13 protein-coding genes are annotated in these 12,844 nt (G+C 52.5%); 8 read left to right on the forward strand and 5 right to left on the reverse strand.

Features of this window, described 5'->3' with window-relative positions:
- Positions 1 to 51 precede the first annotated feature (51 nt).
- On the forward strand, positions 52 to 1,581 hold the full coding sequence (locus CPZ25_RS14370) for a Ppx/GppA phosphatase family protein (protein WP_096919075.1): 1,530 nt from the start codon (positions 52 to 54) through the stop codon (positions 1,579 to 1,581).
- A gap of 85 nt (positions 1,582 to 1,666) precedes the next feature.
- Here the strand turns inward: CPZ25_RS14370 and CPZ25_RS14375 are convergent, their stop codons facing one another.
- Positions 1,667 to 2,617 carry an alpha/beta fold hydrolase gene (locus CPZ25_RS14375; protein WP_096919076.1) on the reverse strand — a complete coding sequence of 317 codons (951 nt, stop codon included), beginning with the start codon at positions 2,615 to 2,617 and terminating at the stop codon, positions 1,667 to 1,669.
- A 131-nt stretch (positions 2,618 to 2,748) separates the two neighbouring features.
- On the opposite strand from CPZ25_RS14375, the gene CPZ25_RS14380 reads away from it, so the two are divergent.
- From CPZ25_RS14380 to CPZ25_RS14395, 4 genes are all read left to right on the forward strand, one after another.
- Complete coding sequence (locus CPZ25_RS14380; protein ID WP_096919077.1) at positions 2,749 to 3,228, forward strand: YbhB/YbcL family Raf kinase inhibitor-like protein; 480 nt, start codon at positions 2,749 to 2,751, stop codon at positions 3,226 to 3,228.
- A gap of 437 nt (positions 3,229 to 3,665) precedes the next feature.
- The gene (locus tag CPZ25_RS14385; RefSeq protein WP_096919078.1) at positions 3,666 to 4,070 is read left to right on the forward strand and encodes a hypothetical protein; all 405 of its coding nucleotides are present in this window, start codon (positions 3,666 to 3,668) and stop codon (positions 4,068 to 4,070) included.
- 128 nt (positions 4,071 to 4,198) lie between these two features.
- Positions 4,199 to 5,164 (forward strand): glycosyltransferase family 2 protein, encoded by a 966-nt coding sequence (locus tag CPZ25_RS14390; RefSeq protein ID WP_096919079.1) that lies wholly within the window; start codon positions 4,199 to 4,201, stop codon positions 5,162 to 5,164.
- Positions 5,165 to 5,319: 155 nt separating this feature from the next.
- Positions 5,320 to 6,111 (forward strand): metallophosphoesterase, encoded by a 792-nt coding sequence (locus CPZ25_RS14395; RefSeq protein WP_243129384.1) that lies wholly within the window; start codon positions 5,320 to 5,322, stop codon positions 6,109 to 6,111.
- A 193-nt stretch (positions 6,112 to 6,304) separates the two neighbouring features.
- On the opposite strand, the gene CPZ25_RS14400 is transcribed toward CPZ25_RS14395, so the two are convergent.
- Positions 6,305 to 6,838 (reverse strand): ferredoxin domain-containing protein, encoded by a 534-nt coding sequence (locus CPZ25_RS14400; RefSeq protein WP_058696079.1) that lies wholly within the window; start codon positions 6,836 to 6,838, stop codon positions 6,305 to 6,307.
- A 146-nt stretch (positions 6,839 to 6,984) separates the two neighbouring features.
- Here CPZ25_RS14400 and CPZ25_RS14405 point away from each other — a divergent pair, with 146 nt between their 5' ends.
- Positions 6,985 to 7,605: a GyrI-like domain-containing protein gene (locus tag CPZ25_RS14405; protein ID WP_096919081.1), complete on the forward strand. Its 621-nt coding sequence runs from the start codon at positions 6,985 to 6,987 to the stop codon at positions 7,603 to 7,605.
- 78 nt (positions 7,606 to 7,683) lie between these two features.
- Here CPZ25_RS14405 and CPZ25_RS14410 read toward each other — a convergent pair whose 3' ends face one another.
- The 3 genes from CPZ25_RS14410 to CPZ25_RS14420 all read right to left on the reverse strand — a co-directional run bounded on the left by CPZ25_RS14410 (position 7,684) and on the right by CPZ25_RS14420 (position 10,071).
- Positions 7,684 to 8,742 (reverse strand): YkvI family membrane protein, encoded by a 1,059-nt coding sequence (locus CPZ25_RS14410; protein WP_096919082.1) that lies wholly within the window; start codon positions 8,740 to 8,742, stop codon positions 7,684 to 7,686.
- A 92-nt stretch (positions 8,743 to 8,834) separates the two neighbouring features.
- Entirely contained in the window at positions 8,835 to 9,608 is a 774-nt protein-coding gene (locus tag CPZ25_RS14415) for a triose-phosphate isomerase (protein WP_074617913.1), read from the reverse strand.
- Between the two features lie 13 nt (positions 9,609 to 9,621).
- Complete coding sequence (locus CPZ25_RS14420; RefSeq protein ID WP_058696075.1) at positions 9,622 to 10,071, reverse strand: RpiB/LacA/LacB family sugar-phosphate isomerase; 450 nt, start codon at positions 10,069 to 10,071, stop codon at positions 9,622 to 9,624.
- Between the two features lie 197 nt (positions 10,072 to 10,268).
- On the opposite strand from CPZ25_RS14420, the gene CPZ25_RS14425 reads away from it, so the two are divergent.
- Positions 10,269 to 12,284, forward strand: coding sequence for a sigma 54-interacting transcriptional regulator (locus tag CPZ25_RS14425; protein WP_096919083.1), 2,016 nt, complete (start codon positions 10,269 to 10,271; stop codon positions 12,282 to 12,284).
- A gap of 126 nt (positions 12,285 to 12,410) precedes the next feature.
- Positions 12,411 to 12,809: a dihydroxyacetone kinase phosphoryl donor subunit DhaM gene (gene dhaM, locus CPZ25_RS14430; protein WP_058696073.1), complete on the forward strand. Its 399-nt coding sequence runs from the start codon at positions 12,411 to 12,413 to the stop codon at positions 12,807 to 12,809.
- The last annotated feature ends 35 nt before the right edge of the window (positions 12,810 to 12,844 follow it).

Consider the following 12,844-nt stretch of genomic DNA (forward strand, 5'->3'; position numbering starts at 1 on the left):
CGGCGGGTTTGAAATTTGTTGAAAATCCTTAAATAGAGAAGGTGGAGAGAAATGGATAAAAGTATTGGAGTCATTGATATTGGCTCAAACAGTGTGCACCTGGTGGTGGGGGAATACCACAACAACGAGTATTTTCACATCATAGACGATGTCAAGGTAAATGTGCGTCTGTGCGAGGGGCTGTCTGAAACGGGCTGCCTGCGGGAAGACCGCATGGCGCTGGGGGAACAGACCCTCATGATGTTTAAAAATATGTGCGATACCTACAAGCTGGACAAGGTAATCGCCGTGGCCACCGCGGCAGTCCGCAAGGCCAAAAACGGTCAGGTTTTTGTCGATCTGATCAAAAAAACAACCGGTATTGAGATTGAGATCATCCCAGGTGAGACCGAGGCCGCCATGGATTATCTGGGCGCCATTAACACCATCGACATCCGCGACGCGCTGCTCATGGATATCGGCGGCGGCAGCGTGGAGTTTGTCCTGATCCGTGACCGCAAAATGGCGGACGCAGTGAGCCTGCCCTTTGGCTCCATCGACCTGACGGAAAAATTTGGGCTAGAGGATGTGGCGACACCGGGCAAGCTTCAGAAGCTGCACGCCTTTTTAGAGGAGGCCTTCGCAGGGGTCGAGCTGTTTGAAAAAGCCAGAGGACTGCCCGTGCTGGGTGTGGGCGGCACGATTCGGAATATTGGCCGTATCCATCGCCGGGTGGTCGACTATCCTTTGGAAATTGCCCATAATTACCGTATGTGCGAGGATGAGGTCGCTAAAATCTGTCACATGACTGCGAAGATGAACCTGGAGGAACGCAAAAACCTTAAGGGACTGTCCAAAGGCCGGACCGATATTTTTGTGGGCGCCAGCCAGGCGGTTTATAAGGTCATGCAGACCATTTTCTCACCAGAATTGATCATCTCTGACGCCGGTCTGCGGGACGGCTTGATTTTCAAGCATTTCGGCAACGGGCCGGAGGATCTGGTCCACAATATCTTTGATAACTCCCTGGTCAATACCATGCTCAACTACGATGTCAATATTCCACACGCCTATCACGTGTACGGGCTGTCTGTGAAGCTGTTTGAACAGCTGAAGTCTTTGCACGGCATCGAGGAGGATGTGTCCAGGATGATGAAAACCAGTGCCATGCTCCACGATGTGGGGATCAAAATCCAGTACAGCAACCACCACGAGCACAGCTTTTACCTGATTTTGAACTCCGGACTCGAGGGCCTTTTGCAAAAGGAACTGCTCATGAGCGCTTTTATTGCCCTGAACCACCGGACTAACAAAAAGGTCAAGGTCGAGGCAGAATACATGACGCTGCTGCGTGAGGAGGACAAACGCCTCATTGACAAGCTCAGCCTTTTCCTCCAGATCGCTGAGTATCTGGACCGCAGCATGGACGGCATCGTGAAGGATATCGACTGCGACATTAAGGACGATGTGGTCGAGATGATGGTGCTGACCACCACCCATTCTGTCTTTGCGGATATGATCATCAGCGAGTGCGGTAAAAAATTTAAACGCGTGCTGGGCCGTGAGCTGACCATTAAGAACAAGGTCATCGCCGCGGTGTAGGCAGACATGATTGATGCTGCAAAAAATACCGAAAAATCCCATCCGGGGACTTTTCGGTATTTTTGTATCTAAAGCCAGTGCCCGTTTAATTTTTCAGGATGGCGGTCATGGCCTCTTTAAAAGCCCGGGGATTGTCAAGCATTGGGCTGTGGCCTGCATCTTTGATCCGGAATTCCCTTTTGACCGGTGCGGTGAGGCGCTTCAGGTATTTCTCTGCTTCGCTGGCCGGGGTGGTCATGTCACGGTCCCCGGAGATAAAGTAGACGGGCACCTGATAGTCATGGCTGTAGTCATAGAGGGTGAAATTGCCCACTGAGACGAGCAGCGCGGTGTTGATTTTACTGCTCTGGAACAGGCCGAGGATATCCGAAGGTTTAAAAATAGGGCTTTTGAGCGCGGATTTGATGATCGCTCCGGTTTTGCCGTCCGGAAAGTATTTTTGCTTCAGGGCGCTGACTTTGGTCATTTTCTGGAGCATGACTTCATCGAATGGACGCTCTGGATATGGGCCGATACGGCGCAGCTTTTTGATGTCGCGGCTGTTGCCGGAGCGGATCACCGCGCCTTTGAGCGCATTGTAGCCAGCCTGCTCGTTTTCGATCACGTCCACCAGCTGGCCTACGCCGATATAGGCCGCTACGTTTTCAGGGTGCTCCAGGGCGTAGAGGGCGCCAAGCACAGTCCCCCAGGAATGTCCCAGAACATAGAGCTTATCTTTATGATATTGTTTTTTAAGCGTTTCGACGGTCTCATGCAGGTCAGTCATGAGGCTGTGCAGGTCGGGAGCCGCGCCGGGATTGCGCATAAAGGTTTTGCCGGTGCCGCGCTGGTCGTAGTGGACCACAGTGCACAGGTCTGAGAAAATCGACTCCATCACATAGGCAAAATAAGCCTCGGAGGAGCCGGGCCCGCCGTGGACAAAGAGCAGAACTGGCAGCTCGGGCGCGGCGGTATAGTGGAGGGTATACTCCTCAATGCCGTTTACAGCAATGTATGTTTCTGTGAAATTATCGGGTATGGGTGCTTTCTTTTTCATGATGACCTCCTTTGGGATTAGTATTAGTGTACCCCAGAAGCAGAGGAAAGAAAAGGGAATTCAGGTTTATAAAAGAAAATAAAAAGCAAAAAAGCGTATAATGGGGACAGCAAGATGATTGGAGGATATGGATGGAAGTATTGACATTAAGCAGCAGAGATTTTGAGGCCGGGGGCTGGATTCCCAGAAAAAATTCGGCCAGAGGTGAAAACCGCTCCCCGGCCCTGACACTGGAGGGGATCACGCCAGAGGCCAGGTCACTGGCCGTCACCATGGACGACGCGTCGCATCCTTTATTTAAAAATTATAATCACTGGGTCATCTGGAATCTGCCCGTGCAGGCAGAGATTCCGGAGGGTATTCCGGCGGGCAAGATCGTGGACAACCTGGGCGGAGCGGTGCAGGGGATGGCCTATGGCAGGCATGTTTACAAAGGGCCGAAGCCGCCGTTTAAGTCGGTTCATACCTATACCTTTACCGCCTATGTACTGGACTGTGAGATCAGCCTGCCACCGGAAAGCCACCGGGCTGAGCTGCTTGCAGTCATAGAAGGGCATGTGCTGCAGAGAGCGACCCTGTCGGCAAAGTTCCAGAGCCGGCGTAAGGAGTAGAAGGGATCTGCGGGGGATTTTCAGATTGTACAAAATTCAGGATTTTAAATAAAGAGATTGCGCAAAAGGCGAAAGCAGTTTATAATAAAGGGTAGAAAACTGAATAGAAAATGCGGCATCCGGAATAGTGTTCGCACCACTAATCCGGCTTGCGCAAGGTGTAGACCCACCGTACACAACGGCCTCTTGGGGCACGTACCGCATTACTTATTATAGATGATTTGAGTTCCAAAAACAAGGGATTCGTCCAACTATTTAAGTAGGCTTTTGTTTGTGTTAGCATTTTTAAGAAGAAGAATCTTTTTAGCTGTGTACAGGTGGCGTCTGCCCTGCACAGCTTTTTTATTTGGACTTTCTGATGACAGCGGGGAAGCAGGCCTTTTCCGCTGTCTGCTTATTCACTGAAAGGGAATAATAAGGATGGGAGGTGCCAGTAAATGAAAAAAGAACGATCTCCGGGGTTTTCCCAGAAGGGAGACAGGTACTATGCTAAAGGAAGCTTTTTTGATGAGGATAAAACCTTTGACGGCCGGCTGGCGCGTGTTGAGCGCCATGTGGCCCGGGACCCTGATGCGCCGGACTCCAAACGGCTTTACAGCTTTCACACTTTTGTGATTCAAAAGGGCGCAAAAACCCGGACCTATGTCTTTAAAGGCGTAAAGGAGATTAATCTGACGGGCTATTTTAAGGAAGGTGACCGGGTACGGCATCATTACGGCCATGCGATTCCGGAAAAGTATGATAAGTCTGGAGACTCGGAAGTGGTCTGTATTGTGTGTGGCGAGCCAGTCAACTGCCGGCGGAGCGTCTGCCCCTACTGCGGAAGTGTTTTGCTGAAATAAGTTGATACAGAAAATACAGAAAAGTCAGCGTTTTGGACTTTTCTGTATTTTTTGTACCCAAATTAAAGCCATTTGCCGGTCTGTTCATGTTATAATGAATGAAAAGTAACTTGGAAAGGAAGAATGCCATGGGTTTAATCACCATTGTGATCCCCTGTTATAATGAGGAGGCGGTGCTGCCGGCCTTTTATCAGGCCGTCTGTGAGGCGACCGCGGCCTTTCCAGCGTCGGAGGATTTTGAGCTTTTGTTTGTGGACGATGGCTCTGGCGACAGCACCCTCGCAGTGCTCCGGGACTTTGCCGGGCGTGACCGCCGGGTGCGCTACCTGTCCTTCTCACGCAATTTCGGCAAGGAGGCCGCCATCTACGCGGGACTTAAGCACGCCAGAGGCGACCTGGTGGCGCTGATGGACGCTGATCTGCAGGACCCGCCGGATTATCTGCTCAAAATGTACTTAGCCATCACCGAAGAGGGCTACGACTGCGCAGCGGCCAGACGGGTGAGCCGCAGAGGCGAGCCGAGAATCCGCTCCTTTCTGGCCAGACGTTTCTACCGGATCATGCGCCGGATATCCAATGCCGACATCGTGGACGGCGCCCGGGACTTCAGGATGATGACCAGGCCGGTCGTCGAGGCGATCCTCAGCGTGACGGAGTACAACCGGTTCTCAAAGGGCATTTTTGGCTGGGTGGGCTTTAAGACCAAATGGCTGGAGTATGAAAACATCAAACGTGCGGCCGGGGAGACCAAGTGGTCGGTCTGGAAGCTGTTTAAATACTCGATGGAGGGCATCACTGCCTTTTCAGTGGCGCCTCTGGCGCTGGCCTCCTTCGGCGGCATCGCCCTGTGCGGCGTGGCCGTCATCGCCATTCTGTTCATCATCATCCGCCAGCTGCTCTACGGCGGCTCCGCCTTTGGCTGGCCTTCCATGGCCTGTATCGTGATCTTCATCGGCGGCATTCAGCTGCTGTGTGTGGGCATTCTGGGACAATATCTGGCCAAAACTTATCTGGAGGTCAAGGAGCGCCCGGTTTACATTGTGCGGGAGGAATCCCGGCATGTGGATAGAGCCGATGGTGAGCGGCAGAGATAAATGGGAATCATTTAAGCATCGTCCGTTACAATAGGCTTCATAGGACATACGAAAAATGCCAAAAAGTCCAGAAAAAGACTTTTCGGCATTTTTTGTACCTTACCTGTAAGAAATGACGACCTGAAAGGATTTGATCATAGATGAAGAAAACAATCATGACCGCCCTGGCCGGGGTCGGCCTGCTGGCGGCTTACAGCATTCTTGTGGAGCCGAACCGCCTGGCGGTAAAAAAACACGCGGTGGGCAGCGGCGAGACGCGGCTGCGGGTGGTCCAGCTCACCGATATTCATATCGGTCCCTTTTATCCCAGGCGCAAAGTCGCCCGTCTGGTGCGCAGGGTCAACCGGCTCTCGCCCGACGTGGTGGTGTTCACCGGCGACTTGTACGACCGCTTTATCCATTACCGGCGTGAGGACGCGGCCGGCCCGCTTGCAGAGCTGGAAGCGCCTATGGGTAAATTCGCGGTCTGGGGCAATCACGACTGCACCAAGATGGCAAGATGGTACGCGCCGGTGCTGGAACAGGCGGGCTTTACCCTGCTGGAAAACGAGGCGGTGTGCCTCCCGGCCGGAGAGGGACGGACCCTGGCCATCGGCGGCGTCGATGACTTGCTCTATGGCGAACCCGATGTCCGGCAGACGGTCCGGGGCACAGCGGGTGGTGATTACAGAATCATTCTCATGCACGAGCCCGACGGGGCGGACCGGTTGAAGGGAGCCGGGGTGGATTTGATTCTCTCCGGCCACACCCACGGCGGGCAGATCCGCCTGCCGCTGCTGCCCACCGTGCCCACAGACCTCGGGAAAAAATATATCCGCGGCTTTTACACCATCGATGTGGAAAACAGCACGGAGTTGTATGTGAACAAAGGCATCGGCTGCACCCAGATTCCGGCCCGCCTCGGCGCGGCGCCGGAGATCGCGGTCTTTGATATTAAAATGACGTAGTATGTGGGAGAGCAGAAGGGTTAAGGCGAAGCTGAATTTGAGAAAAATCTGGAGATAAAGGTTGAGATCATTCGAGTGGAAAATGAATGAACGTCTTGGCGATCACCAAAACGAAAAAAACGCGGCCGCAGGCCGCGTCAAATCAAAATGCGTCAGCATTTTGCTCCTATAATTCTCCATTTTTAATTAATCCCTAACCCCGGTCAAAGTAAGGTGATTTTCCCTTAGCGGAAAGTGGAATCCCCAGCACCATGGTCATTTTTTCGTCCAGATAGCCCAGAGAAATGGCCGCCTTCCCCACAGAAAACATGATGCGGTTGTCTACATGGGCGGATGCGGCCACGCTCACGGCAGAACCAAGGGCAATCCCCAGATCCATGGGGTCAAAGGCACAGAGTCCGTTTTCACGGGCGCACTCAGCACAGTTCTCGTGGCCGCAGTACTGGCAGGCCTCGTTCAGGCCTCTCTGGCCAGCGCTGGCGCCGATGAGCACCACAGCCGCGCTGTCGCGCACATTCTGCGCGTCGCGGATAAAAAAGGCCAGATCCTGCGCCTTGCCCAGACGGTCCATTTCAGCTGCCAGCGCCTCCTTTTCCACGTCCGTCAGGTAACAGGAATCAATGTGGTCGACGCCGCGGGCTTTGGGCGCTGTACGGGCAGCCACACACATGCTCTGGGCTACGCTTAAAATACCGGATGTCTCAGCATCCTGAGAATGACAAATCATTTTAAAAGCCTCCTTCTTATGACAATGCTTTTTAAGATTATAGCACAAAGTCCTGTAAGAAACCAAAATTGTATCAAAAAAGCCTTGACCTTCCCCTGCGCGGGAGATGTTATCCTGAAGATAAGAAAAAACAGGAGGATACTCAGATGACAATCGCCAAGATGGATTATAAAAAAGAATACAAGGATTTATACATGCCGGGAAAAAAGCCCGGACGCATTACTGTGCCAGAGATCGCCTTTATGATGGTGGATGGCGCCGGCGCGCCGGAAAGCCCGTGCTACCAAAACGCGGTGGGCGTCCTGTACGCCCTCAGCTTTGGCATCAAGATGCAGAAGATGAAGGACAGGCCGCCAGAGGGCTATTTCGAATATGTTGTGCCGCCCCTGGAGGGCCTGTGGTGGTGTGTTTCAGATAATCGTGACGACTGGCAGTGGACCTCCATGATCCGCCAGCCTGAATTTGTGACGTCTGAGCTGTATGAAGCTGTGCTTCTGGAGAGCAGGGAAAAAAAGCCGGAGCTTGATTTTGAGACGGTCCGTTTTCAGCGTTTTGACGAGGGAGACTGCGTCCAGATCATGCACATCGGCCCTTATGCGGACGAGGGAAGGTCTTTTGATGAGCTGGCCGCCTTCATGGAAGCCGAGGGTCTGGCCCGCCGCCCAGGGTGGGAACAGAAGCATCATGAAATCTACCTCTCCGACCCGCGCCGGGCAAAGCCAGAGCGCTTGAAAACCGTACTGCGCATGCCGATCGCAGCCGTTTAAGATACAAATAATGCGGAAAAGTTTCAATTTTGGACTTTTCCGCATTATTTGTATGTCAAATCACTTTCTGTTTAAAAACTATGGATGGCTTTTCCGAACGATGGATAAGTAATGCCAGGCCACGCTCACCAAAGCCAGCAGTCCAAAATATCCAAACAGGGGAAAGAGGGTGGCGATGAGGTTTTTAAATCCGGCGATACTCCCGAGCGTGGCGGCGGTCATGATGGTGATCAGCAGGCCCTTTCCACGGACAGGGCCGATCCGGCGCACGCGGGTGGACACCGCGTAAAGGCAGGAAAGCCCGGAGCCGAACATGCCACAGAGCAGCAGCAGGGCATAGACAATACCCAAAACCGGATGAATGGCAGAGGCAAGGGTGAGCATGGGCAGGCTGGAGGCCTGGACCAGCGGTAAATGCAGGGCGATGGGCACCAGCACGCACAGGGCAATGACAAACAGCAGAAGCGATCCCCAGAATATCCCCCGGGTAATTGAACGATCCGAGTCCACATGGGGCGCGATGGGCGTAAGTACAGAAATGGCCACCAGCAGGTTGTAAGAGACAAAGGTTAAAGCCGCTATAAGCCAGTTGCCAACCAGTGGATTGCTGCCGGATACAGGTGAGGTGGTCAGTGGCGAGAGAGACAGGTTAAAAAAGGACAGAACACCCACCAAAAGACCGACCGCCACCATAAAGGGAACCACAAAGCCAAAGGCTGAGACCATCCCCCGGGCGCCGGTCGTTCCTGCCGCGGCCAGCAGAAGCCCCATGAAAACACTGCCTGCAAAGGCCGGAAAGCCCCAGAGTTGTTCAAGAAGCGCGCCGGCGCCGGCCACCACGACCATGACCACCGTGAACATAAAAAGCAGGGTAAAACCGCCGAAGATCAGGCGCAGAACCGGATGATAACCCCGGACCACCAGCTTTTCAAAATCCCGGATGCCCGTGCGGTGGGAAATGCGCATAATCATACAGCCAAAAATAAAAAAAACAAACACCGCCACCGCCATACCTGCAATGCCATATCCGCCGAACACGCCGAAAAACTGGTAGATCTCCTGGCCAGAGACAAAGCTTGCCCCCAGGTAGATACCGATAAAGGTCATCATGACCTGCCGCATGGTGATTTTTTTCATGGCCCTTCCCCCTTAAAGCTGATTAAGATTATATCACAAAAACGTTCCACAAGAAAAGAAACAAACAAAAAAGCCCCGAAAGGCTTTTTTGTTTATGCTAAGGTTTCGTGCAAAGATTTCATGATGGCTTCGAAGGAGTCTGGCTGCCATGCGCTTCTGCCGATGAACAGCCCGTTGACATTTTCGAAAGGGGCGTACTGCTTGGCGTTGTCAATGTTGACACTACCGCCGAACAGCAGCGGAATTTCACGTCCGGCTTCGCCGTAGAGCTCAACCGTGACATCCCGCAAATGGTTGTGAATGTCGTTCACCAAAGGTGCTTCAGCGGGAATCCCGTTAACGCCGATGGCCCAGACAGGCTCATAGGCCACCCAGAATTTGCCGATGGCCTCTGCAGGCACATCATGCAGGGCAATTTTGAGCTGGCGGGCCAGCACTTCTTTAGACACACCGTATTTTTTGTCCTGCATGCTGTCGCCGATGCAGACAAGCGGCGTAAAACCGTGCTTTAAGGCTGCAAGGGTTTTGAGGTTAACGGTGTAGTCGGTCTCGTTAAAGTACTGGCGGCGTTCGCTGTGGCCGATTTCCAGGATGTCCACGCCGATTTCCTTTAGCTGTGTGGGGGAAATCTCCCCGGTAAACTGTCCGGCGTCCTCATAATGCACGTTTTGGGCGCCCAGTTTTAAAGCGGATTTTTTAGAGTCGATGAGCTCACGGATTTTCCAAAGCTGAACATAGGGCGGAATGATGAAAAATTCAAATTCCGGGTAGTTTGGAATAATGTCCGTCAGCGCCTCCGTGTAAGACAGCCCCTCAGCGGTTGTCTTATTCATTTTCCAGTTTGTTCCTAAAAACATCTTTTTCATGATGGAACCTGGATTATTTCATGTAAGTTTTTTCGAGCTCGCGCATGCGTTCTACTTTTTTGGTAGAACCGCCGCCGGCAAATTCACTCTTCAGGTAAGCGTCAACGATCATTTTGCCAAGTTCAACCCCAATGCAGCGTGCGCCCATGGTGATAATGTTGGCGTCGTTAGATTTTGCCAGACGTTCTGCGGCAAAGGTATCGTGGCAGGTGCCTGCGAAAGCGCCTGGTACCTTGTTCGCCATCATGGCAACGCCAAGGCCGGTACCGCAGATGATGATTCCTCTGTCATAGGTTTTGTCCGCTACCTTTTCAGCCAGATTAAAAGCAATGTCCGGGTAATCGCAGTCATGGTCAGCAGAATATTTTAAGTCCGTAATGTCGTAACCTTCGCTTTTTAAATGTTCGTAGATCGCATCCTTGAAATCAAAAGCAGCATCATCACAATCAATTGCAATTCTCATTTGTAAATCCTCCTGGAATTTTATTAGTTTCTTTAAGTCTATTATGCCATATTTTTAATTATTTGCATAGCAGAAATTAATTTCCGAGTAAAATGTAAAGTTTTATTAAGGTTACAGGAACACGACAAAATAAACACTGGAAAAAAGCATAAAAACAGGATAGAATGAATGCAATTGAAAAAGAAGGAGGGCGCAGCTTGCGAACAAAAAAAAACGTGACCATCGGCTACGAGAAGGGAATTCATACCCGGGTGGCCGCGATGGTGGTTCAGAAGACAACAGAGCTTGAGGAGCGTTTTGGATGCCGCCTGTACATTAAGCGGGTGGACCGTGCCCTGATCGTTCCCTGCAATTCCGTACTGCCGCTGGTGGGGATGAAGTTAAAGAAGGGCGAACAGATCCAGATCTTTGGCGACGGCACGGGGAGTGAGCAGGCTGTGACCGCCCTGGCCGAGTTTATGGACGGCGCCGGTGTGGTGGATCAGGATGAGGTTGACAACATCATCCAGAAAAATACCCTGACCAGTGAAAAGATTTTTGAGAGCATCCACAACGGCCTCATTGTCATGGACGGCGCAGGGCGCATCACCATTTTCAACGCTGCCGCTGAGGCCATGACCGGTATCGACGCCGCTGAGGCCATCGGCCGCCTGGTGGACGACCTGATCCCCGGCTTCGGCGCAGCGGAAGTGATTGCGACTGGCAGGGAAAAGCTGGGGGTAAAGGAGGCCGTGGGCGGCAACTGGGTCATTAGCGACAAAAGCCCGGTGGTGGTGGAAAACTGCAATGTGGGCGCTGTGGCCGTGCTTCAGGACATCACCCAGATCGAGGCGTTATCCTGGGAGCTGAGCAGTGTAAAAGAGCTGGAGGGTAAGCTTATCAGCATTCTGGAGGCTGTGTACGATGGCATCTGCCTGGTAGACAAGGACCATCGGATCACCTATGCCAACGATGCTTTTACGGGTATTTTGAAAAAGCGGGTGTCCGAGCTCACTGAACAGAGCATCAGCATTTTGTTCCCTGGGGAAAAAATCCCCAATGGTTTTTTTAACGGACAGAGCGGTACGGTCATCACCAACGCCGATGGGCGGGAATTCATGCTGGACGTGCGCCCGATCGCAGTGGATGGTGCGGTCAGCGGCAACGCCATCGTGGCCCGTGAACTGACTGAGATCACCAAGCTGGCCGCCAAGGTAGAGGAGCTTTCCGCCAAGACGGTCATGCTCGAAAAGGAACTGGAAAAGCGGGAGGACATCGGCGCCTCCTTTGAGAAAATCATCGGCAAGAGCGGCGTACTTTTAGAGGCGCTGTCTCTGGCCTCCAAGGCATCCAAAACCGACGCCACAGTGCTCATCCGCGGCGAGAGCGGTACCGGCAAGGAACTGGTGGCCAAGGCCATTCATAACGCCAGCACCCGGAAAGACGCAGCCTTTGTGAGTATGAACTGTGCGGCCATCCCGGCTGACCTTCTGGAGGCCGAACTTTTCGGCTATGAGAAGGGTGCCTTTACGGGAGCGGTGCGCATGAAACCGGGTAAATTTGAGCTGGCCGACGGCGGCACCATTTTCCTGGACGAGATTGGAGATATGGACCGCGCCATGCAGGCCAAGCTGCTGCGGGTGCTGCAGGAGCAGGAGGTTGAGCGGGTCGGCGGACTTGCGCCTGTCAAGATCAATGTGCGGGTCATCGCAGCCACCAACGCGCCCCTTGAGAAATTAATGGAAAATAACAGCTTCCGCAAGGATTTATACTACCGTTTGAACGTTATTTCAGTCATTTTACCGCCTTTACGCCAAAGAAAAGGCGATATTCCCTTGCTTGTGGAAGCATTTATTGATAAAATATGTATGCGATACCAATTACCGCCGAGGCACATCACAAAGCCTGCGCTTCAGTGCCTGGAGGACTATGTCTTTCCTGGGAACGTCCGTGAGCTGGAGAACATCATCGAGCGGGGGGTTACCCTGAGCGCCGGTGAGTGGATCGGCGTGGACGATCTGCCGTCCTACGTCCGAGCGATTGGGGAAAATATCCCCGGATTTTCGGGTGTGCCGGATGAAAACGGGGAAAAAATACCCACCTTTGCGGAAATGGAGCGGGACCTCATCGCTTCTGCCCTGTCTAAATATAAAAGTTTCAGAAAAGCTGGGGAGGCCCTTGGCCTTGACCACAAGACGGTTTCAGCCAAAGCTAAGAAATATGGGTTAACATAAAAACAGACCCGGTCTTAAGTTTTGGCACGCATCTTGCGTTATATAATCAGCGTGCCCATTTGGCAGTGTTCAACGGGCATAAAAGAAGCTTCACGGCGAAGTGAATCAAATTTTAGGAGGATATTTATGGCAGGTACAGGTGTTGTAATCGTTTCTCACAGCGCAAAGCTGGCAGAAGGTTTGGCAGAAATTGTCGAAGAAATGAATGATGGTAGTGTAAAGGTAATCGCGGCAGGCGGCGCTGACGGCGGAAGAATCGGAACCAGCGCGATTAAGATTCAGGACGCCATCGAGTCCCTGGAGGACTGTAAGAACATTTTGATTTACGCCGATATGGGCAGCTCGATCATCAGTGCGGAAACCGCCATCGATATGCTCGAGGACGACCTGCAGGAAAGAGTCCATATGGTGGACTGCCCCATCGTGGAAGGCGCTTTCGCCGGTGTGGTGCAGGCGACCATCACCGACGACCCGGAAGAAATCATGAATGTGTCCAAATCAGCTAAAGAGCTGTGTAAATGTTAATAACGGGAGTCACCCGTTAAAATAAAGAATTTCAG

It is taken from the genome of Eubacterium maltosivorans, assembly GCF_002441855.2.
GTDB classification, from domain to species: domain Bacteria; phylum Bacillota; class Clostridia; order Eubacteriales; family Eubacteriaceae; genus Eubacterium; species Eubacterium maltosivorans.